Here is a 25,475-nt window from a genome sequence, read left to right on the forward strand (position 1 = left end):
ATGGAAAATATACTTTCTTATATAATATTCACACCCGTTGTAACAGCAATAATTTTAGGTAGCATAAGAGCCAATATAACTATTTTAAAAGCCGGAGCTGCTATCTCATCGCTACTTGTATTTTTCTTTAGTTTGCTTTTAACTCTTAACTTCAATCCAGATATGATGATGCAATTTAGTATAACATCAGAATGGATCAGCAGTGCAGGATTTTCATACCATATTGGTGTAGATGCATTGAGCCTCGTACTTCTTTTACTGGTTAGTTTCTTAATGCCACTTCTGTATATCTATATGCAAAACGAGTCAAGAAAAGGCTACTGGTACAATATGATGCTTCTTCAAACAGGTGTCAGCGGTGCTATTTTATCACTTGATCTGATTTTGTTTTATCTGTTTTGGGAGACTATGCTCCTGCCGATATTTATAATGATTGGTAAGTACGGAAGCGGTATGAAGCAGTTTAATGCGATGAAGATACTGCTTATGACAATACTCGGATCAATGAGTATGCTCTTTTCGATCATATACATAGGTTATATATATTTTCACACTTACGGTGTTTGGAGTTTTAATCTTGATGATCTTGCTACTCTCTCACTTAGCGCAAAAGCAACATCTTGGCTCGCAGTTGGTTTTTTACTCGCTTTTGCCATAAAAATCCCTCTACTTGGATTTCATACATGGATGGCTCCGGCATACGGTTCTAGCCCTACTCCGGCTGTTGTAATATTATCTGCCATTATGGCAAAACTTGGAGTATATGGAATTTGGCGTTTTGGATATTCATTGTTTGAAGAGGTACTTGTATTTTATATGCCCTACATCATCTTTATAGCAATTCTTGGGATGATCTATTATGCCGTGCGTGCTGTCACGGAAGATGATTTAAGAAAAATGTTTGCTTTTGCATCGGGAAGCCACCTCTCACTTATAGCCCTTGGTATGATTTTAGCAAACTCTTATGCATGGGCCGGAAGTCTATATTTTATTGCTACACACGCACTTGCTTCTGCAGGTATATTTTTAATGATTGGACTTACATACAAAAGATTTAAAACCATAAAGATCTCTGAACTTGGAGGTGTCGCTCGTAAGCTTCCAAAATTCACATTTTTCTTCAGTTTTTTTGCTTTAAGCATAGCAGGGCTTCCAGGAACTGGCGGTTTTGTTGCAGAACTGCTAATAATACTTGGTGCATTTAAAAGTGCAGGTTTAATTGTAGGTTTATTTACGGCTACTACTGTTATTATGGCTATTTTATATGTTTTTTGGATGTTACAAAGAACTATATTTGGTCAAGTAAGTGAGTGTGTCAAAAATACAGAGGCTCAAGATCTAAATCTAAAAGAGATACTTATGCTCTCACCGATTGTAATCATGCTGCTTCTAACGGGTATAGCTCCATCTCTTTTTACACCTTTTATCGAGCCCTATATTATAAACTCACTTGAGAGTATAACTCCACTATTTTCAGGAGTGAGATAATGATTGATCTACTATATGCATCGCCTATGGCTGTAATGATTGTCGGAGCATTTACACTAATGCTTCTTAGTCAAAATAAAATTTCACTTAGCAAATTTAATATCATAAGTATCATTTTTTTAGTTATATCTTTAGCACTACAACTTTATATTTTTAACGATAAACCTGATTCAGAGTACCTTTTTGAGTCTGCATTTGGAAAGACATTTATAATCGATAAATTTTCAAAGACATTTGATCTGATGTTCACAATCGGATCGATTCTAACTCTTTTAATAAATATGGATTATTTTAAAAGCCGTAAATATTTCAACGGTGAGTATTTTGCAATACTTTTATTTAGTGTATTTGGAATGATGTTACTCTCACACTCAAATGAGCTAATTTCATCTTTTATATCACTTGAAATTGCATCGCTTAGTATATATACTCTTGTGGGATACCATAAAAACAAAAAAACAAGTTCTGAGGCCATGATGAAGTATCTAATACTTGGTTCACTCGCCGGTGCTATCTTTATGCTCGGTGTGTCATTAATATATGCAGCTGTAGGTTCAACCTTGTTTAATGATATAACACACTATGTTCATACAACAAATATAGACGATATGGGTATTATATTTGTAGGTGCATCACTAATAATGATCACAGTTATGTTTAAAATAGGTGCCGTACCTTTTCATTCATGGGTTATAGATGTTTACCAAGGTGCACCTGCTCCTATTACAATGTATATGGCGTCGACTTTTAAAATATCTGTTTTTGCACTGATACTTAGACTGTATCTGGTAAACTTTGCATCCATCCACGATTTTTGGATTGAGATGCTTCAGATCATCACTATAGCTACACTTATCGGTGGATCATTACTTGCGATATCTCAGCAAAATATAAAAAGGATGCTGGCAGCTTCATCCATTGTACATACGGGATATATGTTAATAGCACTCTCATCTATAGGTCTTGGAGCAGAACTTGCAGCTCCGTCGTTGATGTTTTATCTAATAGCTTACTTTATAAGTGCCGTTGGAGCTTTTGGAATAATCAGTTTTTTATCATCTCAGGAAGAATCTGATTTTACATATGATGACTTTAAAGGTTTTGCAGACAGACGACCGTATATGGCTCTGTTCATGAGTATATTTATGCTCTCGCTTGCAGGGTTTCCTTCAACTATAGGTTTTTTGGGTAAATTTTACATCTTTACAAGTTCAATTCAATCTGGACAAATCTTATTAACCGCACTTGGTATATTGACGGCATTTATTTCAGTATACTATTATTTTAAACTAATTGCAGTGATGTATTTTTATTCAACAGATGAACAAAAAAGAACACTTACGATAGATATGAGTACTATACTAATCTTTGTTATGGCTGTATTTGTTATATGGGGTGGCATCGGTACAAACCTTATTTCAGTAGTTCCAGGGGCTGATGGACTTATAAATATTGCAGAGGATGCTATTCAATCATTAAAAACATATTAAAAAATGTTACTAAAGTTACAAATTAGTCATACATTTATTTTATATCAGATTAAAATGGCTTATGTATGATATACTAATATTACTATTTTTAATTTATAGGATCTACTCATGGCTAAAACTTTAAGCATAAAATCTAAAATGAATTACTTCATTACCTCTCTAACAATAGCTATCTTCTTAGCTACTATGTTAATTTACTGGTCAATTAATTTAATTAATTCACAATATGACCATTTGCACAAAAATTCAATGATGGGAGCACTAAACACTCTAAGTATTGAAAAAAATCTAAACTATATAAGCAGAACATCTAGAGATATACTACTTGGTGGAGATTATGACAAAAATATAAAAAAATTAAGAGACAGAGTTTCTTCTATCAATAATAGTTTTAACAAATTAGAAGAGATCATGAAAAACGATGATGCTTTATCTATGGTTAAAGAAGCAAAGAGCTCAACTATGCTATTTTTAAACCAATCAATGATTATGATGGAGTCGTTAAACTTAGAAGATATAAAAAACAAAAAAGATACTCTTTATCATAAATATAAAACAGAGCTAACACCATATGCGAATAAATCTAGAGACTCATTTCAAAAACTGGTTAAATATAAAGAGAATGAACTTACACAAGACTCGGACAGCTTAGGGAATGAACTTAATATGTTCAAGTTTTCTATCTTAATATTTGGTCTTATATTCACTGTTATTCTTTTGGTAACGGCTACAATAATTAAAAACTATGTAATCAACGGTATTGAAAATTTCTCTAAACTGATTGCTAGAGCTTCAAACGGTGATATATCTTTTAAAATTGATCAAAAAGAAACAAATGATGAAACAGAACTTGGTCGTATGGGAAATGCTCTTAAAACTTTAATGGATCAGATCTCTACTACTATTCATGAGATCAACGATTCTATTGTAAACGCATCAAAAGGTAACTTTTCAAAAAAAATATCTTCAAACGGTTTGCATGGTGAGTTTGTTGATGCAATAGAAAACGTATCTAATAGTATAGACTTTATGGAAAATCAACACCATAAAAGCAAACGAGACGAATTCAACTCAAAACTTAGCCAAAAATCAACTCAGGTTTCAGAATCTCTTACAGTTATTCAAAAAGACCTAGCTACTAATATAGAAGATCTTAAGACAGTTACAAGTGCTACAAAATCTGCATCAAAACTAGCAGATGATTCAAGACAAAATATTGAAGTTATTGTTGAAGAGTTAAATACTCTTAACGAACAAGTTAATACCAATAACAATTCTATTGCTGAACTTGCGTCACAGACACAAGAGATTACATCTGTTATAGAGTTAATTACAGACATTGCCGATCAGACAAATCTTCTTGCATTAAATGCCGCTATTGAAGCTGCTCGTGCAGGTGAACATGGACGCGGCTTTGCCGTAGTTGCAGACGAAGTAAGAAAACTGGCAGAACGAACACACAAAGCTACAGGGGAAATATCAATAAGTATAAAATCTCTACAACAAGGTATGGGTGATATTCAATCAAGTTCAGCATCTATGCTTGATACTGTTGATGGTTCAACTCAGAAAATAGGTGAATTTGAAGGTACACTTGTAGAACTTAGTGAAAATTCTTCTTCTATAGTTAGCAACTCGTATCAGATGGAAAACTCTATATTTGTTGTTCTGGCTAAAATTGAGCATATTCTTTATAAATACCGTGCATACAGTTCAATTATGAATCTTGAGCATGTTCTTCCAACAAATACACCTCATGAATGTGAACTTGGAAAATGGTATGACACGGAAGGTAAAAGAAGATTTGAGAAAACTGAGTCTTATGCTAAGATGTCTGTACCTCATGCAATTGTACATGACAATGCAAACAAAAATCTTGATTATATTGATAATAATCCAAGTAAAACTACACTTGAAAATACTGAAGAGATAATCAGTAATTTTGAAAGAATGGAACAAGCAAGTGAAGAGTTATTTGATTTACTAGATAAAATTTTAATTGAATCTAAAAACTAAATAAACAGGTGCATTGAGATCAATGGATAAAGAAAAAATATTACTGGTTGACAGTGATGAAAATTCGCTTGAAACTTTAAAAAAAGAACTTAATCAGAAATATGACATAGATTCAGCAAATGATTTAGATTCTACTCTTTACATCGTTGAGAACAATAGACCAAACTTAATACTTCTAGATGTTCAACTACCAGAAACTAGTGGCTATGAGGTTGCAAATATCTTAAAAGCCAATGCAATGACTAGTGAAATACCTATCATTTTTTTAACAATACTAAATGATGATGAGTGTATATCAAAAATCTTTGAGTCAGGCGGAGTTGGTTATATTATAAAACCTATTCATAAAGTTGAACTTCTTTCAAAAGTAAAAAATACACTTCAATTATTTCGTCTTAGAGACTCCCTTTCAAATGCACTTGGAGAGAGACAAGAGCATATAAATATGATCGAGAACCAATTAGACATAATAGATAAGCATGTTCCAAGAATTACACTAAACCTGCAAAAACAGATTATTGATGTGTCTACTGCATATTGTGAGTTACTTGAGATTAACAAAGATGATGTTATTGGAAAAAGAAATCATTGTTTAAACCCAGAAGACAATAACTCTGATCTTCATAAAAACATATTTAAAACAATTGAAGAAAAAGGAAATTGGAGAGGTGAACTTGAGATAGAATCATCTTCAGGTAATAAACTATGGTTTGATACTACAGTCTCTTATGATTTAAACTGTTTTGAAAAAATAAGAGGTTATATAGCTACATTTACAAATATAACCGATGCTAAATTAATTGAGCAAAAAAATAAAAAACTGGATGAGATTAACTTCAAATTAGAAGACAATATATCTTATTTGAACCAGTTTAAAAAAGCCGTAGAGGAAGCATCTATATTCTCAATTACTGACCATAGAGGTGTTATTACAGAAGTAAATAAGAACTTCCAAAACATATCAGGCTATTCTGAAGAAGAACTGCTTGGACAACCGCACAACATTGTTAGACACCCTGATATGCCAAAAGAGGCTTTTAAGGATATGTGGGACACAATTCAAAGCGGTTCTATGTGGAAAGGTCTTGTTAAAAACAGAAGAAAAGACGGCAAGGCTTATTACGTAATATCAGAGATAGCACCTATTTACAATCAAGATGGTTCTCTTAAAGAATATATCGGTATTAGAATTGATGTTACAGAGCTAGAAGAGTATAAAAACATTCTAAAAAATGAGTTAGATACTAAGAGTAAAAGTTTAGAGGAAAATATAAACTATACTGCACAATACGAAGAAGCTATAAATTCAACAACTGCAATATCAAAGTCAGATATTGACGGTACGATTATCTATGCAAATGAAAAGTTTTGTGAGCTAAGCGGATATACTATTGATGAATTAAAAACAAAAAAATGCTCTGAGTTAAAAGATAAAAAACACATTGAAGACAACACTTGTAAAGAGATAAAAGATAGACTTACAAACAAAGAGATAGTAAAAGCAACTCTAACAAATATAAATAAAAGTGGCGAAAGATATATAACAAAAAATCTTTTTTATCCTATTATAGACCTGCACAATAATGTTTCTGAACATCTTCAAATTATGTATGATATTACAGAGCTTGTAAAACTAAACGAAGATATTATAAATACCCAAAAAGAAGTTGTTTTAACAATGGGAGCAATAGGTGAGACAAGAAGCAAAGAGACTGGTCAACATGTAAAAAGAGTCTCTAATTTTACTTACCTTTTAGCTAAACTTTACGGACTAAATGATGATGAAGCGAACCTATTAAAACAAGCATCACCTATGCACGATATAGGTAAAGTTGGCATTCCGGATTCTATACTTAAAAAACCTGCCAAATTAACTTTAGAAGAGTATGAAATAATGAAAACTCATGCAGAGATAGGTTATGACATGCTCAAACACTCAGACAGAGATATTTTAAAAACCTCAGCAGAGATCTCATTAACACACCATGAAAAATATGACGGCAGTGGTTATCCTCGTGGTTTAAAAGGTGAGGAGATACCAATATCTGGCAGGATCACTGCAATTGCAGATGTATTTGATGCACTTGGACATGACAGAGTGTATAAAAAAGCTTGGGAGTTAGATAGAATACTTGAGTTTTTTAAAGAGGAAAAGGGAAAACATTTTGATCCAAAACTAGTTGATCTATTGATTGAAAATTTAGATAAATTTTTGGAAGTAAAAAATAGTTTAAAAGATTAATCCCAATCTTTAAACTTGCTTTTTTGGTGTTTGTCTTTTTTATAGCGTCTTGCGTTTTTACTTTTGTCTAACTGGTTTGAGCTATATAATATATCTTCTTTTATATTCTCAATATCATCATCACTATCTTTGTAAGATATCATCTTTTTTATTAAGTTTTGCAGATCCTGTAACTCACCTTTATATAAGGAGATTTCCTCTACTCTGTTTAAAAGATTTTGCGCGTTATCTATCTTTTTTGAATAACTCTCTTTTGTAAGATTTTCTGTATTTGAAAGGTAGGAAATTATGCTCTTATGAAATCTTTCTAATGCTCTAACATATCTTAGACGCTTTGAATTATCTATTGCTTTTTGTGAAGCCATATATTTTTATCCCTTATAATATTTAATGAAATTATACTTTTATTTCGATTTATAATAACTACCCCTTTTAAGAGTTTCTTTAACACCATTTGATGTAATAAACTTAACAGGTATAGTCTTTGTACTAATACAATCATCATCTACACTAAAAACGCTAAAATGTAGATGTGGACCACTTGAGTAACCGGTATTACCTGAGTAGCCTATGAAACTTCCACTCTCTACTCTGTCTCCAACACTTACCATAGCACCATTTTTTTGTAAATGGTAGTAAGTTCCAAAAGTCATATCCTCATGTTGTATAGTAACAAAATTGCCATACTTAGCAAATTCTTGTGAGAATCCTGCTTTATCTGAATCTTCTTTAGTTTTAACTACAACTCCCCCACGTGCAGCAAAAACCTTAGTCCCTTTTTTTAAAGCAAAATCTATAGAGTATTTACTTCTTCCCTTATGTGTAGATTCGCCGTTATAACCTTGACTTACCATTTGAGACGTGCCGGTTTCGTAAGGAAGTTTATAAGTATAACTATCATCATGAACTGCATTGAATGCACCCATTATATATCTGTAACTTAATTTGTATGATGGAGTGTTTCCAGTTGGATAGAGTCTAAATAGTTCACTCTGTTTGTTTGGCTTTAATACAAAAGCTTTTGGCATATTTATATTTGGTTTTAAATTTTTATATTTTAACTTTAGTGTCGTAGTTACATTGAAAACGTTGTTATTCCAGCCAATAATTCTAATATAACCTTTGGCTAATTCTGCTCTTAAACCAACTTTGTTTTTTATACTACTTTGCTTTTTAGCAGAGTTTATTGTTACTTCTTTACTCGCAACCTCTAACTCACTATTTGAATACTGCGTAAAAGACTTTAGCTCTATTTTTGAATCTAAATATTTGCTTCTTAACTTATGAGAATGTTTTTTGTAATATATGACTGCTTTTTCATATAGTCCGTAGTTCTTCAACAAACCATCATAACCATAGGATGTTAAACAGATAAAATCATTATATTTGTCAGCGTCTATAGAATTGTCTATCTCTTTATTTATTTTAGATACTAAAAGATCATACTCCTTTTGAAGTGCCCTTAGTCTTTTGAAGTAATCTTGTATTTTTTGCTTATCAGTTGAACGTGTTATGTTTTTTGAAAGTTCTAAAAGTGACTCTGCTTTTTTGACATAGTTGTTTAATTCAGAAATATTTTTAATATCTTTTGATAACTTTTCAGTTGGTTCTATAGCATCAAAAAGAGGTCTAGAAAGGTTAGAGAATAGTTGTCCGTTTTCTTGGGTTGGACTGGAAACATATAACATAGCAAGCAAAAGAAATATTCTAAACATGTACAAACTTTTTTATATAAAATATAGTAGTTTATTTTTTATAGATACAATTATACAAAAATTTAAGGAATATAATTTTGAAAAAAATTTTAATATTTTTACTTCTTTTAAATATATCTATTTTTGCAGAGCTAAAACATGAATACCCTACTCTTGAGCTGATAAACTCTAAAATCCCTATAGTAGATATTAGAACGCCACCTGAATGGTATGAAACAGGTTTAGTTAAAGGTTCAATACCAATAATGTTTTTCGATGAAAGAGGCAGATATAACGTTCAGGCTTTTTTAACTGAACTAAATAAAAAAGTTGATACTACAAAACCTTTTGCACTTATTTGCAGGACTGCAAGTCGTACTCAGGTAGTATCTGAGTTTTTATCATCACAATTAAACTATAAAGTCACTAACTTACTTGGTGGTATGGTTTATGTTAAAGCAAAAGGTTTACCGACACAGAGCTATAAAAAATAGATGACATTTTTAAAATTTTTATTTCACTTACTTTCAAGAGTTGTAGTTGTATTTAGTGTTATAGCACTTGTAGTGTTTTTGTTTTGGGGATTTTTATATGTTGTTTTTTATAAAGTCTTAGGCTTAGAGTAAAGACTTTATAACATTACTTACACCTTGGTGTAGATTATAGTTAGATATTGGAAAATCCAAATTTTCATTCTCTAAATTTACATTATATCTATGTAAATACTCACCTAAAACATCTAAATCAACATCTTTTGCTCTAAAATACAATAGTTTTAAGCTTACAAAATCACTCCAAGCAAAAAATAATTCAGGTGTTAACTCATCCGCATCTTTACCCTCAGGTGTAAATAATCTGTTCTCATCACGCAATACTGTAAGTACACTTAATATAGCACGTGAAAAAGGGACTACTTTATCAGTCCAGAATGGTGATTCATTTCTTCGTTGTAACTCTGTATCTATAACTTTTAAGATCTCATCCATAGATGCTGATCTAAATAATTCGTAAGTTTCTTTTTTCATTGTATATCTTTTTTGCGTATGTTATCTTTTTTTGTATAATTTCGCTTTTAATTTAGGAGATATATATGAAATTTAACAAATCTTTAATAACAAACTTTATTGCTATTTTATTGATTTTAATATCTTTTTTTATAGACGAATCGATATCAAAATACTTTTTATTTACTGGGCTTTTTGCACTATCTGGTGCTATCACAAATCAACTGGCTATACATATGCTGTTTGAGCGTGTACCTCTGCTTTACGGTTCAGGAGTTATACCAAACAAGTTTGAGTCTTTTAAGACTTCAATTAAAACTCTTATGATGGAACAGTTCTTTACAAAAGAGCAGCTTGAGAACTTTTTTGAAAAAGAGGAAAAAAAGATTGATTTAACACCAATTATAGGAAAAACCGACTTTTCACCTGCATACGATGCACTTACAAAAACAGTTATGGAATCATCTTTTGGTGGAATGCTAGGTATGTTTGGTGGTGAAAAAGCATTAGAAGGATTAAGAGAACCGTTTACAACAAAACTGAAAAGTGCAGTAATTAAAATAACATCATCTGAGAGTTTTGATAAAACTCTCCAACAACACATAAAAAGTTCTCATTTAAGTGATGACCTGATCAGCTCAGTTGAGAGTATAATAGATGAAAGATTAAATCAAATGACGCCTAAAATGGTAAAAGATATAATCCAAGAACTCATCAAAACACATCTTGGATGGCTTGTTGTTTGGGGTGGTGTTTTTGGTGGACTTATTGGATTAATAAGTTCGTTTATTCTATAGTTATAGAAAAACTATTTATCATAATTAATAATTACAGTATAATAGCGCGATTTAATTATTGAGGGAAATATATAATGGGAAATCCAAGACTTTATCAGATAGGTGTCAGGCTAGTTAAATTTGCATGGGTTGTTGAAATAATAGCTGTAATGATAGGCTTTTTAATTTCAGTAATTGTTGCTTATTCTGCCTATGAAGCTATTAATCATATTGATAAAGATATGACATTTAATGATTATTCATCTATATTTGTAGCAGGACTTCCATTTTTACTAGTTGCAGTTGTTGAAGCTACTAAAATACCTATTGCTACAGCTTTAATGTATGCCAAACATACTTCTTGGAGGATTATGTTGTTTATTGGCGTTTTATTATTGGTAACTATCACATTTGAGACTATGATGAATGGTTTTGAAAGAAACTTTTCAAACCTAACATTTGCAATTCAAGAACGTAAAAATGAAGCTCTTCTACTTCAAGGTAAAATTGATGATATAGAACATAAAAAACAGGTTATAGATACAATTAAAGCTGAAAAGATAGAAGTAGAATATGCAAATACATTAGCAAAAGCAAATATGAACTTTAATCAACAAGTTGAACGTCAGAGTGAATATATACAAAACCAGTTAAATAATATAGACAAAAACTTTAAAGAAAAGATTGATGCTGAATTAAATACACTCTATGATAAAGAAAGCAAGATTTATGAAGCCTGGGATAAAGAAAGAGAAACAATGCAAAAGCGTTTAAGAGACTTGCTAAATAAAAATCTTAAAGGTGCAGGCATAGATAAACAAAAATTATCTAAAGAACTAGATGATTTAAAAGCTGAAATGAAAAGAAAAATGGAAGATGCTAACTTTCTTACTCGACCTGCTGTTGAAAAAAAATATAGAGCACTAATTGAAAAAAAAGAAAAGCGTTTATATAAGGTATCTGATTTTGCGACAGGTTCTAAAGCACTTGATCAACAAACAGGTACAGAACAACAACTTCAAAAACAGTTGCAAATAGTTGGTAATAACTATCAAAAACGTATTGATGCAATAAGAGTTCGCATCGATTATCTAAATAACCAAATTAAAGAACAACAAAATGCAAATGAAGAACAACAAAAAAAATATCGTTCAGAATTGGCAGAGTTTACGTCAACAGCTATACAAAATAAATCAAGTATAATTCAAAGAGCAAACATTAGAAAGAAAGAGTTATATGAAGATTACAGAGTAATACAATCTAAGCTTAAACTATTGGATGCCGAAATATTTGAACTTAAAAAAGATCAAACTGAACTAGAATATGAGATGAATAAAATGGTTAATCAAAACCAAGTATATCGCGTTGCTGCATATATAAGTGACAAAGACAATGGTTTAGATGTACCTAAACATATTGTTGGTTTAGTAGCACTTATATGGTTTTCGTCTTTGGCTTTTATTAGTGCCATTACAGGTGTATTTTTAGCAATAGCAGGAATATATATTCAAAAATGTTACAATCCTGAATTAACTAGGCAGACTATTTAATTATTTACCTGTTCTTTAGGACAACAATATATGAAGCAAAAAAAATTTATTCAAGATTGTAAAACCGTTTCAAAATTTATTCAATACTATTGTGACCATGAACACATAGAAGAAAAAAATGACGGTTTTATAGAACTTATATATAGGTCTGAAGATCTCAACATGCAGATTCACTACAATCTATGCGATGAGTGTAAAGATACACTGCACTACTCATATAAAAGGCTTCAGGAATGCCCGTATGAAGAAAAAACTAGCTGTAGAAAATGTTCAGAGCCATGTTATGATAGACCAAAGTGGAAACTCTTAGCAAAAATTATGCGTTATAGCGGGTTAAGACTTGGATTTATAAAAGTTAAAAAGATGTTTACTCGATCTCTATGATAAGTCTATTTATTATGGCAAGCATAACATAAAGCACTGCCTTTATTCTCATTTCTAAGGTATCGCTTATAAGGGCTAGGATCACCATCTTTAATTCCGTATTTGTCATGACAACTAATACATTCTACTTTACCATTTACTAGTAAATCGTTAACAGTTTTAGCACCCCTAATAGCCGTTACGGCATCGGTTTTAGGTCTTAAGCCAGCTATACCTTCAATATATTCAATTGATACGGGATGACTGCCTTCCATAAAATTTCCAATATTTCTGCCATTTCCTATAGCCATATTCAAAGCATTAACTCCATCATGGCAACCTAAGCATACCAAACTCACACTATCAGGTTGGGCATAGACTATAGTTTCTTCTTCACTACCAGATGTTGTATCATTGATTTCACCATTTGGAACAACTACTGCATATAGTCCTGTTAAAAGAAGCGAAATTATTATAATGCTTTTAGTAAGGACACTTCTCATCTGCTATTCCTTAAACAATCTATGTTTATTTACTTAATCTCAATGATCACATCGGCTATCTGAATTGTATCACCGCTTATAATTTTTGCTCTTTTTCTAGTTTCAACCTCTCCGTTTCTTATCACGTGGCCTTCTGCTACAATTATTTTTGCCTGAGCACCGCTATCAACTAAATCAAGTATCTTTATAAGTTTGTAAAGTTCAATGTAGTCATCTTCTAATTTAAAAGTTATCATATTTATTTTTCCGTTGTATTAATTTTAAAATAATAGCGAAAATATTAAAAAACTTCTTAAAGTGTTATTTAAAATTATCAGATGTATAATTTAGATTATGGATATAAGTAATAATTATGCACTTGACTATTCAAATAGTTACTATTACAACCAAAACAACAAAGATCAGCTAGATTCTAGTGTTAGTGATGAAGAAACAAAAAGCGATACTGCTACTCAAGAAGAAAAACCAAAAAATGAAAACGAGTTGGAACTAGATGAAAAAAGAGTTGTTTTTGAGCTTCAAGCCAGAGATACCGAAGTAAGAGCTCACGAAGCTGCCCATCAAGCAGCAGGTGGCGGTATGACAGGTGGTGCAAACTTTACATATGAGCGCGGACCTGATGGAAAAATGTATGCCGTTGGCGGTGAAGTACCTATATCTATGCCAAAAGGTTCTAAGCCAGAAGAGATCATTTCAAACGCTCAGCAAGTTATTGCTGCAGCACTAGCTCCAGCTGATCCAAGTGCACAAGACATGTCTGTAGCATCGAGTGCCAGAGCTATGATGATTCAAGCTCAACAAGAAAAAGCAAAAGAAGCATACGACAATTTATCTTCTTCAAACGATAAGAAAGATGAAGAAAACACCTCTCTTATAAGAATAGACATATCCGCTTAAACACTCTGATCTATAATTGAAAATCCTAAATCAGTCATAGCTTTATCTACAAGCTCAATCGCAGCCTTCATAGTCTCTTGAGATATTTCTGGAAGTTCCCCTCCCCACATCTCTTCAGCTTGTTTAAAACCTTCAAGCATACCTTCACGTCCTGCACGCATTAGATTTTCATCTCCGCCTGCACCGTTGATAACAAAGTTTGCTATACGTTCAGATGTCTGAGTAACTCCAAAAAAACCGTCTTCAGCTACTAAAGCTGCAGCTTCTTCTTGTGAGAGTTCAGCTATAGGTTTACCCTCATAACCAATATCACTGAGAAAATTTTGAAAATCTTCATATTGAGATAAGAAGTCATCTTGTTTTTCAGAAACACCTATCTGAATATTTGTAAAGTTAAAAGTAAAAGCAAGCGAATTTTGTTCAATCTGTTCTCTAATCTCTTTAACTTCATCTTTTGAAAGTTTTTGAGTATACAAAGGTTTAATCGGATTAGCTTCTTTATTGCTAGCTATATAACCAGTCCTAGACATATTTGATGAGACTTCCATTTCACACCCCCTAGTACAAGATTTTTTGGAGAAATATTAACTGTGTAAAAACTTCTCCTCTTAGTCATTATATCGACATATTTTAACAATTTTTTATAAAATTTTTCAAAAAACATATAAATTTTCTAAAACTTTGGCTATACTTTCTCATAAGATGAGAGATAGAAATAGAGCTAGTCTATTTTTTAGATTGATTCGCATATAATTTAAAGGTAGACAATGGCAGAGCTATTAGATGGAACAGTAAAGTGGTTCAACGATGAAAAAGGTTATGGTTTCATAGAACAAAAAGATGGTGGAAAAGATGTATTTGTACACTTTCGTCAAGTAAACAATCCAGATGGTGGTCGTGTAACACTAAAAGATGGACAAGCAGTAACATTTGAAATAGGTGAAGGACAAAAAGGTCCTCAAGCTGAAAACGTAACAGCTGTATAATCTTTTATATATACAAATAGCTAGATTATCTGTCTAGCTATCTCCAACTCTTCATTTGTATCGATTACAAAAACATTTTTTACATCTAAATTTTTAGTCACTCTATCTCGTATATATTCAGAATGTTCCCCTATTCCGCCTGTGAATACAAGAGCATCTACTCTTTCTAAAAGACTCATATATGCACCTACGTATTTTCTAACACGTCTTACCATCATATCAAGTGCGAGTTTTGATCTTTGATCGTCTGAGGCGATTATTGTTCTAACGTCACTCTCTCCACAAATACCTTTAAGTCCGGACTTTTTATTAAGTATATTGTCCATCTCATTTACATCATATCCGAGTGTTCTTTGTAAATACAGCACTATTGCAGGGTCTATATCACCGCTACGCGTACCCATTATAAGACCTTCAAGAGGTGTAAAGCCCATAGACGTATCTATGCTTTTTCCATTCTCTATCGCACATATACTTTCACCGTTTCCAAGATGCATAGATATTATATTTAATTCATTTAGAGGTTTATTCAACTTTTTAGCTGCCTCTTTGGCAATGTAAAAATGACTTGTTCCGTGAAAACCGTAACGACGAATTCCATACTTTTCATACATCTCATAAGGGAGTGCATACATATAAGCTTCTTGTGGCATTGTAGTATGAAATGCAGTATCAAAAACGGCATATTGTTTTATATTTGGAGCAATATGTGCAACAGATATAATACCTTGAAGATTTGCAGGATTATGAAGCGGTGCAAGAAGACTTAGTTTATCTATCTTTTTTATGACTTCACTAGTAATAAGTGTAGCAGTTTTAAATTTTTCACCCCCGTGAACAACTCTGTGACCTACTGCATCGAGTTCATAAAAACTTATTCCAATTTTTGATAATTCTTCTATGACTTTATTCAGTGCATCTACATGGGAATCTATCTCTTCTAAATTTAACTGAAAAATCACACTCTCATCTTCCATGTTAAAAAGTTTAAATTTTAAAGATGAACTTCCTGAATTAATGACAGCTAGTTTCATCTTTTTGCCCTGCCTGTATTGCCGTTATTGCAACCGTATTTACTATATCATCCACCAAACAACCACGGCTTAGATCATTTATAGGTTTATTTAACCCTTGAAGAACTGGTCCGATCGCAATAGCACCTGATGATCTTTGAACTGCTTTATATGTATTATTACCAGTATTGAGATCTGGAAAAATTAGTACGTTTGCATGTCCTGCCACTGTTGAATCAGGTAGTTTTTTACTTGCTACATCCAAGTTTATTGCTGCATCGTATTGAATAGGACCTTCAAACTCATACTTATCACAGATATCTTTAACTATTTTAGTAGCTTCTTTCACCTTGTCAACATCAGCACCACTTCCGCTGTCACCCGTTGAGTATGATAAAAGCGCAACTTTAGGATCTATTCCAAAAGCTTCTGCTGTTTTAGCAGATGAGAGAGCTATTTCAGCCAGCTGTTTAGCTGTAGGATCTTGATTTACAGCACAATCTCCATATACAAGGACCTTTGTTTTTAAGCACATGAAAAATACAGATGAAACTAATGATACATCAGGAGTTGTTTTAATAATCTGCAGTGCCGGGCGTATAGTATCTCCAGTTGAGTGTTTAGCCCCGCTTACCATACCATCAGCATATCCTAAGTGTACCATCATCGTAGCAAAATAGTTTACGTGAGTCATTGCATCTGCAGCACCTTCACGAAGAAGTCCCTTTGCTTTTCTCATCTCATAAAACTCATCTATAAACTTATCTGTTAATTCAGATCTATTAGGATCAATTACTGTAGCTTTTTCTAAGTTAAGTCCCAGTTTTCCATACCTGTCTTTTATCTCATCTTCATTTCCAAGCAATATTATATTTGCAACATCACGTTTTAATATAATATCTGCTGCACGGAGAATTCTATCATCATCTGATTCCGGGAGTACTATAGTTTTTTTGTTATGTGAAGCTATATTAAAAAGTTTATATTCAAACATCATAGGTGTCATGACATCGTTTTGTGAGTTTTGAATTTTTTCTTCTATCTTTTTAATATCTACATTGTTATTAAACATACCAAGAGCAAGTGCAATTTTACGGGTACTATTAACCCTTAGTCTTGAACTTAGATTTGATATATTTTTTGCAGTTTCATATGTGTCTGTAGTAACTGATAGTATAGGTGTGTTTATATCGTTAAGCCCGTCAATAAGTTTTTGAATATTAGGATGCATATCTAATTCAAAAGGGAAAACTATGCCGGCTATATTTGGATAATTTTTAGAATAAATAGCACCTAAAATACCAAGTATAATTTCACTTCTGTCAGGCGGTACTATTACAAGTTCGCCATCTTCTATAACACCTAAGAAATTATCTAAAGACAAAGCTACGACTTTTACAGATTTTATAACTCTTGAGTTATCAAGTTCATCCATCATAACGACATCTGCATCAAGTCCGTTAATTACGTCTGCAATGCTAAGATATGTAAGTTCTTCAACTTCAGGCAACAGATATACATCATCAATATTTTTTGTTTTTTTACTTAAAAGGTCTAGCTGTTTCTCATCAAGTCTATTTACGAATGTAGCAAAGTGTGTACAGCCTTCTCTTTTTAGGTTTTCATTTTCTATTAAAATATACTCATATATATCATCTGCATCTTTATTTTTTGCACTAAGTATGTTTAGAACTGGTGAACCAAAGTTTTGGGCGATTAGTATATTTATGTCAAAATTTATGGTGTTTGTTAAAAATGAGCGTCTGATCCCCTCACATAAAACAAAATCATATTCATCTTCAAGTTTTTTAAACTTTTTGATCAGAAGATTTATAAGCTCATTTGTTTTGTTCTCAGATATCATTTGCTCTACAAACTCTATATCATAACCAAAACATTCCTCATACTTCATATCTAAAGAGTATCGCTCTTTTATAAAGCTTATGTCCCCATCCATAACACTTTCATCATAGACAATAGGTCTGAAAAAAGCAACTCGGGGAATATTTGTCTTTAACACTTCCATCATACCCATAGTAATGAAAAGCGTACCGGCATTTTTTTCTTGTGATGATATATACAAAGATTTTGTTTTCATAAAGATATTATAGCATGATGTAATAGTGTTACTATTCACACAGTAATAATTTTGTAATCACAAGTTTTTATAATATAATTTTAGGATGGTGATTAATGAAAACGACAACTTTGAGAGCGATTTGAAAAAGAAATTATTGCTCAGACAGTATCAAAATATGGTTGATGAAACCAACATTGTGTCCAAGACCGATATTAACGGTAGAATAACTTATGTAAATTCAAAATTTATGAAAGTATCAGGATACACTGAAGATGAACTTATAGGTAAATCTCACAGTTTAATTAGAGACCCCGATATGCCCTCAGAAGTTTTCAAAAATTTATGGGAAACTATAAAGTCAAAAAACGTATGGCATGGAGTAGTTACAAACAGAAGTAAAGACGGTTCTAAGTATACTGTTGAAGCTTCTATATTCCCAATTCTTGACGAAAATGATGAAATTGTAGAATATATATCAATCCGCCACGACATCACAGAACTTAAAAGATTAAATAAAAAACTAGATGATATAAACAAATATAAAAGCGATCAGGAAAATCTTGCCAAAGAGAAGCTTGAAAGCGGAATCAAAAATGATCTAAACAAACAAGAGTATGAAGTTATCTATAAACCATCAGATATTGTAAGCGGCGATTTTTACTCAATGTATAAAATGAAAAACGGTTCAACATTTATTTACGTTATTGATGGTCAGGGGCATGGTATTTCTCCAGCTTTAACAGTATTTGGGATATCTTCTATGCTTAACTATGCTATTCATAAAGTAGATACACTAGAAGAACTTGTAGAGAAAACTTATCATACTTCAAAAAGTTTTTTAGCGGAAAATGAACAAATTTCATACTCATTGATAGTTATAAGTCAAGACAAAAAAACCATAACTTATTCATCTGGCGGTATGTATCCTTTTTTGATCAAAACAAAAGATGAAGTTTTGAAACTCAAAGCCAACAATACACCGTTTATGAACTTCTCTGAAATGCCTAAATGTGATACCGTAAAACTAGATGACTGGGAATCACTTATGATCTATACAGATGGAATTATAGAGCATGAACATGAATCTTTAAAACACCATATACCGGATAAAATCATTGAAGATTCGTCTTCTATTGTAAAATCTTTTGATACGATATCTTCGCATGAATTTGAAGATGACGTAACACTTATATATCTAAGAAATTTATAAACTCTTTACGAACATATAAGATTTTTTTTCAAACCCCATTTTCTCATAAAACTTGTGTGCATCTACCCTTTGCAGACCAGAAGATAAAACTATATTTTCACACATCGCAACTTTTGCATAGTTAATCAAGTACTCTATCATTGCATCGCCGTAACCGCGTGAACGGAATGAATCATATGTTACAAGATCGTCTACAAAAAGATGACGTTTGTGATAAAGGTTTGTTTGTATAAAAACACCTGCATACGTCACAAGTTCTATACCTTCAAAAACTCCAATCATTTTATACTCTTTATGACGCATATCATATACTAAATCTTCAAATTCTTTATATTTCAGATCACTTCTTAACTGAGATAAAACCTCATAAGCTTCTGGTAGCTCTTTTAAATCTAATTCTCTTATTTGCATAAGTGTATTTTACACTATTAAACAAAAACATTTGATATAATATTAATAATTTGAATATTTAGGACCATAAATGATCGAGGTTTATTTTGAGTAAAAACACTAGTTTTACAAAGATAACTGCTAAGATAATTTTTTTTACATTAGTTGTCACTATAGCAATTTCATATTCATATGCGGAGTATATGAAAAAGAAAGCTATTTCGGAGGTAGCACATATAGATGCTAAGAAGACAAGTAGCCTTGTCTTTGAATCACTCTATTCTGCTATGCAAAGAGGATGGACAAAAGAAGATCTAAAAGAAATTATAAACAGGCTTAATAGAGTTGATGAAAACATGAGAATCAACGTCTATAGAAGCCCTTTGGTTGCTGAGCTTTACGGTGAAATAGAAAATGACAAACAGATAAGAGAAAATAATATGGATGTAAAAAAAGCTATGTCCGGAATAGAAACCTTAGATATAAGCGAAGAATCAAATATAAAATATTTTTACCCTGTAAGTGCCAAAAATGCTTGTCTAAAATGCCATACAAATGCAAATGTCGGTGATACTCTTGGTGTTATAAATGTCTCATATCCTATAAAAGAGTTAAAAGTATCCCTAAACTATATGGTAAACTTTTTTATCCTTTTTATGACAATATTTTCATTAGTCGTATTTTTAGCTATATTTATAGAGCTTGAAAAATATATAATTAAACCTATTAAAAACTTTTCAAGTGTTATAAAAAATATAACAACTTCTCATGATATGAGACAAAGAATAAACATAGATGAAGAAATAGAGGAAATAGACTCTATAAAAGATGTGTTTAATTCTATGTTAGACTCTATAGAATATCAGTTTTATAACGATCCATTAACAGGTTTAAAAAACAGAAGAAGAATTATTGAACTTCTCGATAAAGAACAACCTGCTATTTTAATGATTATAAATATAGATTCATTTCAAGAAATAAATGATCTTTATGGTGATGACTCAGGAGACACACTTTTAATAGAATTTTCAAATTATCTAAAAGAAATTATCCCAGATAATGATTCACTTTACCGTCTACATTCTGATGAGTTTGCATATGTATGTGAAAGTCATATAGATATAAATGAGTTTACACATTTTGTAGATGAGCTAATTGAAAAAATATTACATAAAACTTTTATCATTAACTCTACAAATGAGATAAATATTAGTGCAACAATAGGTATATCTCATGGTACGCACATGCTACTTCCAAATGCAGATACAGCAATGCTACTTGCCAAAAAAGAGAAAAAGAACTATCTGATTTACGATGATTCTATGGCTATGTCTAAAATATACGAGAAAAACTTTTTATGGTCTAAGCGCCTGAAAAAAGCGATAGATGAAGACAAAATAGTACCTCTTTTTCAGCCAATAATAGATTGTAAGACACAAAAAATTGTTAAGTATGAATCTCTTGTAAGAATTAAAAATGACGATGGAACGTATATACCGCCTATACACTTTTTAGAGCTCGCTAAAAAGAATAAAATCTATCACAAACTTACAAAAATTATGCTAGATAAAACGATCGATATTTTTAAAGACTCAAACAAACAGGTATCAATAAACTTATCTGTTGAAGATATACTTAACGAAGAAACAAACAGTTATATCATGAAAAAACTACAAGAATCTAACATTAGTAATAATATAGTGTTTGAGATCATAGAATCTGAAGGTATTGAGAACTTTGATGAAGTATTTAAATTTATAAATGATGTAAAAAGATTTGGTACTAAAATTTCTATAGATGACTTTGGTACTGGTTACTCTAACTTTGAATACCTTATGAAATTGAAAGTTGACTATATAAAGATAGACGGTTCTATGGTTAAAAATATAGATGTAGATAAAAACTCTATAACTATTACTCAGACAATTATAGAATTTGCTAAAAAAATGAATATAGAAACAGTGGCAGAGTTTGTATGTTCAAAAGATGTTTACGACAAGGTCTCAGAACTTGGTGTCGATTACGTGCAGGGTTACTACTTTGGTAAACCTAAAGAGGAAATTGAAGCTTAGCATATCATATGCTAAGTCTTTTAGATCTAATCCTATTATTTTGATAAAAGTCTCCTACACTATTTTTACCATTATTAAATAAAAATCTTTGTTATAATTTCAATAAGCTAAAGATATAGGGAAAATAATGTCAAAAACAAACAACTATGAAGTAATTATTGTTGGTGCCGGTATTACCGGTACAGCACTAGCTTATACGCTTGCAAGATATACAGATATAAAATCTATAGCAATTATTGAAAAATATGAAGGTATATCTACACTAAATTCTAATGGAACCAGTAATTCACAAACTATCCACGCTGGGGATATAGAAACAAACTACACTCTTGAAAAAGCGGCTATTACCAAACGTACTTCTAAAATGGTTGAGAGATATTGTTTAAATAACCAACTTCAAAATGAAGTGATATTTTCTCACCAAAAAATGGCACTTGGTGTAGGTGAAAAAGAGGTAGAATTTTTACTTCACAGATTTGAAGAGTTTAATAAATTATTTCCTTATCTTGAGGTATGGGACAAAGAAAAACTAAAAGAGTTAGAGCCTCGTGTAGTATATGATGAAGATGGCAATGAAAGGCCTGAGCATATAGTTGGTGTAGGTACACAAGGTCAATGGACTACAGTTGACTTTAAAAAACTCTCTGTTGATTTTGTAGAGCGTGCAAAAACTCAAGAAGGCGTAACGGTTGATCTATACCTTAACACAGAAGTTAAAGATATTGAGCGTTCTAAAAAACGCGGATATGTTGTAAAAACTGAAACAGGTAACTTTTATGCAGACTTCGTTGCTACAGATGCAGGTGCACATTCACTTTTCCTAGCACACCGTATGGGCTTTGGTCATAATCTTGGATGTCTTCCTGTTGCAGGTAGTTTTTACATGACACAGAAAAAACTACTAAACGGTAAAGTTTATATGATCCAAAATCCAAAACTTCCTTTTGCAGCACTTCACGGTGATCCAGATATTTTAGCTGATGGAAACACACGTTTTGGTCCTACTGCACTTGTTTTACCAAAGTTAGAGCGTTATAAACCTGGAACTTATATGGATTTTTGGAAAACTCTGAGATTTGATATGAACATTGTTAAAGCCCTTTGGAAACTTTTAAAAGAGAGTGATATACGTAACTACCTACTTACTAATTTCCTCTACGAAGTGCCTTTATTAAACAAGTACCTGTTTTTACGCGCAGCTAAAAAAGTAGTACCTGGACTTAAACTAGATGAGTTTGAATATGCAGACGGTTTTGGTGGTGTTCGCCCACAAGTTCTGAACAAAGATGAGCAAAAACTTATGCTTGGAGAAGCTTCGATCTACACAGGAGAGGGTCTTATTTTCAATATGACTCCATCACCTGGTGCTACATCATGTTTGGGTAACGCTGAACGTGATGCAAAATACATTGCAAAATATCTAGGAAAAGAGTTTAATCAAGAGCACTTTAACGATGAGTTAACTGAGGGTGAATACTGTGTATTACCTGAGCCTCTTCGTGCTCAAAAAGCTGTTGTAAACCTTATCCGTGCCGAGATTGAACGTACACATGAGAAATATAACAAAGATATTATCGCAGGTAAACCAGAAGATGAATTCTGGAATGCACCTAGTTCAAAGTTAAAATAGAAGCTTTAATAATAAAATATAATTTAAATCAACAGATTTCCTTTAAGTTCCCTGCTATATAATAAATTCTTTTTTCTTTAAGAGCGGGGAACTCGTTGTGAATAGATATAACCATAATTCTACATCCTTTAAAAAACTACTTAGATCCCCTTACTACCTTATTGCCATAATGGCAGCAATAATTATTTTCACAACAACTATATCTGTGTATAAACTTTATAAAATAGGTTGTCAACAACAAAAGATACGTTTAAATGAAGTTGTACACAGTCAGGCTAGCATGATCAATACAATTTTCAAACATCAAATGCACGATCATGAAAAGCCATTAGAATTTTTAACAAAAGAGGTTTTAGACAATTTAATACATGCTCATAAAGAATTTATGGGATTTGGAAAAAGCGGTGAATTTACACTTGCAAAACTTGAAAATGATAAAATCCATTTTTTACTTCGACACCGTCATAATGAAGTTGACAGAATGAACTCTATCCCTTTTAAAAACTCAAAACTGGCCGAACCTATGCGTAGAGCTTTAAGTGGTCAAACAGGTTCGTTTATAGGGCTGGATTACAGGGGTGTAAAAGTTCTTGCAGCATATACACCGATTGAATCACTTAACTGGGGTATAGTTGCAAAAATAGATCTTGATGAGATCAAAGAACCATATAAAATAGAGGCTATATATGCTACTTTAGGCGGATTACTTTTAATGATTATAGGGGGTAGTCTAATTATAAAAATTACACGACCTCTCGCAGAAGAAATTGAGCACGGCAGAAACTATAACCGCTTACTTTTTAACAAATCTCAAATTGGTTTAGCATTAGCAGATTTAGATGGAAGGCTATTAGATATAAATCCTGCTTTTTCAAAATTAGTAGGATATACACAAGATGAACTTTCAGAACTTCGATATTGGGATCTGACACCTATAAAATATAAAAAAGAAGAGGAAAAACAACTTTATAGCTTGAAAGAATACGGTTCATACGGTCCATACGAAAAAGAATACATACATAAAGATGGTCACTTGTTTAACGTAAGGCTTTCAGGTTCACTTTTACATATTAACGGTGAAGATCTTATTTGGTCAAGTGTAGAAGATATAACCAAACTCAAGAAAAATGAACAAATACTAAAAGAGGCATCACTCGTATTTGAGAATACTCATGAAGGTATTCTTATAACTGATTCAGATGTTAAGATTAGAAGAATAAATGGAAGATTTACAGAAATTACAGGCTTCACACTTGAAGATGTTAAAGGTAAAAACCCTAGCTTTTTAAAATCAGGTGCACATACAAAAGAGTTTTATAACAAAATGTGGACAGAACTAAATGAAAAAGGATTTTGGTACGGTGAATTAAACAACAGACGCAAAGGCGGAGAGTATTTTACCACTCTTCAAAGTATAACTGCCATTACTGATGAGTACAATAATATAAACGGTTATGTATCTGTATTTTCCGATATTACCGATAGAAAAAATTATGAGAACAACCTGTCATATCTTGCTACACATGACAGCCTTACATCTTTGGCAAATCGTATACACTTTAACGATAACTTTGAACAATCCATAAGTATGGCAAAAAGGCATAACTACAAGTTAGCAGTTTTATATATGGATCTTAATAAGTTCAAAGACATAAATGATACATATGGCCATGAAACAGGTGATCATCTCTTAAAAGAGGTAGCGAAACGTTTTAAAAGTGCAGTCAGGGAAGAAGATACCGTTGCAAGACTTGGCGGAGATGAATTTGCAATCATTTTAAATGATATACAAAATAAAGAGGATATTATTGCAATAGCCAAAGCAATTATCCAAAAAACTAGTGAGCCGCTTAGTATTAAAAACCATAACATGATCCCATCTACAAGTATTGGTATAAGTATCTATCCAGATCATGCAAAAGATGAAGAATCACTTCTAAAATATGCCGATCAAGCTATGTATAAAGCAAAACAAAAAGGTCCTGATAATTACGAGATATATTCGGAGTAACCAGAATTTAAACTACTCTTAGCTATAATCGCGAAATTATTTTATATCTAAAAGAGAGAT

Annotated in this window: 24 protein-coding genes; 15 read left to right on the forward strand and 9 right to left on the reverse strand. The window is 31.9% G+C overall.

The annotated features are described in order from the left end of the window. The 4 genes from ABZA65_RS02620 (at position 1) to ABZA65_RS02635 (ending at position 7,236) form a co-directional block, all read left to right on the forward strand. The gene (locus ABZA65_RS02620) at positions 1 to 1,488 is read left to right on the forward strand and encodes a NuoM family protein (protein WP_373070295.1); all 1,488 of its coding nucleotides are present in this window, start codon (positions 1 to 3) and stop codon (positions 1,486 to 1,488) included. Then, positions 1,488 to 2,978 carry an NADH-quinone oxidoreductase subunit N gene (locus tag ABZA65_RS02625; protein WP_373070297.1) on the forward strand — a complete coding sequence of 497 codons (1,491 nt, stop codon included), beginning with the start codon at positions 1,488 to 1,490 and terminating at the stop codon, positions 2,976 to 2,978. Before ABZA65_RS02620 ends, ABZA65_RS02625 begins: the two co-directional genes overlap by 1 nt. Before the next feature lie 108 nt (positions 2,979 to 3,086). Continuing rightward, positions 3,087 to 4,994, forward strand: a complete 1,908-nt coding sequence (locus ABZA65_RS02630; protein ID WP_373070299.1) for a methyl-accepting chemotaxis protein — start codon at positions 3,087 to 3,089, stop codon at positions 4,992 to 4,994. Positions 4,995 to 5,016: 22 nt separating this feature from the next. After that, a complete protein-coding gene (locus tag ABZA65_RS02635; RefSeq protein WP_373070301.1) occupies positions 5,017 to 7,236 on the forward strand; it encodes a PAS domain S-box protein in 2,220 nt (739 codons plus the stop codon). Here the strand turns inward: ABZA65_RS02635 and ABZA65_RS02640 are convergent. Together ABZA65_RS02640 and ABZA65_RS02645 are read right to left on the reverse strand one after the other, a co-directional pair. Beyond that, positions 7,233 to 7,601: a hypothetical protein gene (locus ABZA65_RS02640; RefSeq protein ID WP_373070303.1), complete on the reverse strand. Its 369-nt coding sequence runs from the start codon at positions 7,599 to 7,601 to the stop codon at positions 7,233 to 7,235. The genes ABZA65_RS02635 and ABZA65_RS02640 overlap by 4 nt on opposite strands. A 39-nt stretch (positions 7,602 to 7,640) precedes the next feature. Continuing rightward, on the reverse strand, positions 7,641 to 8,951 hold the full coding sequence (locus ABZA65_RS02645) for a M23 family metallopeptidase (protein ID WP_373070305.1): 1,311 nt from the start codon (positions 8,949 to 8,951) through the stop codon (positions 7,641 to 7,643). A gap of 77 nt (positions 8,952 to 9,028) precedes the next feature. Here ABZA65_RS02645 and ABZA65_RS02650 point away from each other — a divergent pair, with 77 nt between their 5' ends. After that, positions 9,029 to 9,424, forward strand: a complete 396-nt coding sequence (locus ABZA65_RS02650; protein ID WP_373070307.1) for a rhodanese-like domain-containing protein — start codon at positions 9,029 to 9,031, stop codon at positions 9,422 to 9,424. Beyond that, a complete protein-coding gene (locus ABZA65_RS02655) occupies positions 9,425 to 9,556 on the forward strand; it encodes a hypothetical protein (RefSeq protein ID WP_373070309.1) in 132 nt (43 codons plus the stop codon). On the opposite strand, the gene ABZA65_RS02660 is transcribed toward ABZA65_RS02655, so the two are convergent. Continuing rightward, the gene (locus tag ABZA65_RS02660; RefSeq protein ID WP_373070311.1) at positions 9,548 to 9,955 is read right to left on the reverse strand and encodes a hypothetical protein; all 408 of its coding nucleotides are present in this window, start codon (positions 9,953 to 9,955) and stop codon (positions 9,548 to 9,550) included. The genes ABZA65_RS02655 and ABZA65_RS02660 overlap by 9 nt on opposite strands. A gap of 65 nt (positions 9,956 to 10,020) precedes the next feature. Here ABZA65_RS02660 and ABZA65_RS02665 point away from each other — a divergent pair, with 65 nt between their 5' ends. From ABZA65_RS02665 to ABZA65_RS02675, 3 genes are all read left to right on the forward strand, one after another. Continuing rightward, positions 10,021 to 10,731: a DUF445 domain-containing protein gene (locus ABZA65_RS02665; RefSeq protein WP_373070313.1), complete on the forward strand. Its 711-nt coding sequence runs from the start codon at positions 10,021 to 10,023 to the stop codon at positions 10,729 to 10,731. A gap of 74 nt (positions 10,732 to 10,805) precedes the next feature. Beyond that, positions 10,806 to 12,260 (forward strand): hypothetical protein, encoded by a 1,455-nt coding sequence (locus ABZA65_RS02670; protein ID WP_373070315.1) that lies wholly within the window; start codon positions 10,806 to 10,808, stop codon positions 12,258 to 12,260. A 30-nt stretch (positions 12,261 to 12,290) separates the two neighbouring features. Continuing rightward, positions 12,291 to 12,644, forward strand: coding sequence for a nitrous oxide-stimulated promoter family protein (locus ABZA65_RS02675; protein WP_373070317.1), 354 nt, complete (start codon positions 12,291 to 12,293; stop codon positions 12,642 to 12,644). A gap of 5 nt (positions 12,645 to 12,649) precedes the next feature. On the opposite strand, the gene ABZA65_RS02680 is transcribed toward ABZA65_RS02675, so the two are convergent. Continuing rightward, the gene (locus tag ABZA65_RS02680) at positions 12,650 to 13,126 is read right to left on the reverse strand and encodes a cytochrome c3 family protein (RefSeq protein ID WP_373070319.1); all 477 of its coding nucleotides are present in this window, start codon (positions 13,124 to 13,126) and stop codon (positions 12,650 to 12,652) included. 29 nt (positions 13,127 to 13,155) lie between these two features. After that, positions 13,156 to 13,362, reverse strand: coding sequence for an RNA-binding S4 domain-containing protein (locus tag ABZA65_RS02685; RefSeq protein ID WP_373070321.1), 207 nt, complete (start codon positions 13,360 to 13,362; stop codon positions 13,156 to 13,158). A gap of 97 nt (positions 13,363 to 13,459) precedes the next feature. Between ABZA65_RS02685 and ABZA65_RS02690 the strand changes: the two genes are divergently transcribed. Continuing rightward, positions 13,460 to 14,023 (forward strand): putative metalloprotease CJM1_0395 family protein, encoded by a 564-nt coding sequence (locus tag ABZA65_RS02690; RefSeq protein ID WP_373070323.1) that lies wholly within the window; start codon positions 13,460 to 13,462, stop codon positions 14,021 to 14,023. On the opposite strand, the gene ABZA65_RS02695 is transcribed toward ABZA65_RS02690, so the two are convergent. Continuing rightward, the gene (locus ABZA65_RS02695) at positions 14,020 to 14,571 is read right to left on the reverse strand and encodes a hypothetical protein (RefSeq protein WP_373070325.1); all 552 of its coding nucleotides are present in this window, start codon (positions 14,569 to 14,571) and stop codon (positions 14,020 to 14,022) included. The two genes, ABZA65_RS02690 and ABZA65_RS02695, sit on opposite strands and share 4 nt — an antisense overlap. 219 nt (positions 14,572 to 14,790) lie before the next feature. On the opposite strand from ABZA65_RS02695, the gene ABZA65_RS02700 reads away from it, so the two are divergent. Then, on the forward strand, positions 14,791 to 15,009 hold the full coding sequence (locus ABZA65_RS02700; RefSeq protein WP_373070327.1) for a cold-shock protein: 219 nt from the start codon (positions 14,791 to 14,793) through the stop codon (positions 15,007 to 15,009). Positions 15,010 to 15,029: 20 nt separating this feature from the next. Here the strand turns inward: ABZA65_RS02700 and ABZA65_RS02705 are convergent, their stop codons facing one another. Next, a complete protein-coding gene (locus tag ABZA65_RS02705) occupies positions 15,030 to 16,043 on the reverse strand; it encodes an acetate/propionate family kinase (RefSeq protein WP_373070329.1) in 1,014 nt (337 codons plus the stop codon). Next, a complete protein-coding gene (pta, locus tag ABZA65_RS02710) occupies positions 16,024 to 18,120 on the reverse strand; it encodes a phosphate acetyltransferase (RefSeq protein WP_373070331.1) in 2,097 nt (698 codons plus the stop codon). Before pta ends, ABZA65_RS02705 begins: the two co-directional genes overlap by 20 nt. A gap of 121 nt (positions 18,121 to 18,241) precedes the next feature. Between pta and ABZA65_RS02715 the strand changes: the two genes are divergently transcribed. Next, a complete protein-coding gene (locus tag ABZA65_RS02715) occupies positions 18,242 to 19,312 on the forward strand; it encodes a PAS domain S-box protein (RefSeq protein WP_373070333.1) in 1,071 nt (356 codons plus the stop codon). Here ABZA65_RS02715 and ABZA65_RS02720 read toward each other — a convergent pair. Next, the gene (locus ABZA65_RS02720) at positions 19,307 to 19,723 is read right to left on the reverse strand and encodes a GNAT family N-acetyltransferase (protein WP_373070335.1); all 417 of its coding nucleotides are present in this window, start codon (positions 19,721 to 19,723) and stop codon (positions 19,307 to 19,309) included. The genes ABZA65_RS02715 and ABZA65_RS02720 overlap by 6 nt on opposite strands. 86 nt (positions 19,724 to 19,809) lie before the next feature. Between ABZA65_RS02720 and ABZA65_RS02725 the strand changes: the two genes are divergently transcribed. The 3 genes from ABZA65_RS02725 to ABZA65_RS02735 all read left to right on the forward strand — a co-directional run bounded on the left by ABZA65_RS02725 (position 19,810) and on the right by ABZA65_RS02735 (position 25,415). Then, positions 19,810 to 21,774 (forward strand): putative bifunctional diguanylate cyclase/phosphodiesterase, encoded by a 1,965-nt coding sequence (locus ABZA65_RS02725; protein WP_373070337.1) that lies wholly within the window; start codon positions 19,810 to 19,812, stop codon positions 21,772 to 21,774. Positions 21,775 to 21,901: 127 nt separating this feature from the next. Next, entirely contained in the window at positions 21,902 to 23,404 is a 1,503-nt protein-coding gene (locus tag ABZA65_RS02730) for an FAD-dependent oxidoreductase (protein WP_373070339.1), read from the forward strand. Between the two features lie 97 nt (positions 23,405 to 23,501). Next, entirely contained in the window at positions 23,502 to 25,415 is a 1,914-nt protein-coding gene (locus ABZA65_RS02735; RefSeq protein WP_373070341.1) for a diguanylate cyclase domain-containing protein, read from the forward strand. The last annotated feature ends 60 nt before the right edge of the window (positions 25,416 to 25,475 follow it).

This window comes from Sulfurimonas sp., assembly GCF_041583195.1.
In the GTDB taxonomy this organism is placed as follows: Bacteria; Campylobacterota; Campylobacteria; order Campylobacterales; family Sulfurimonadaceae; genus Sulfurimonas.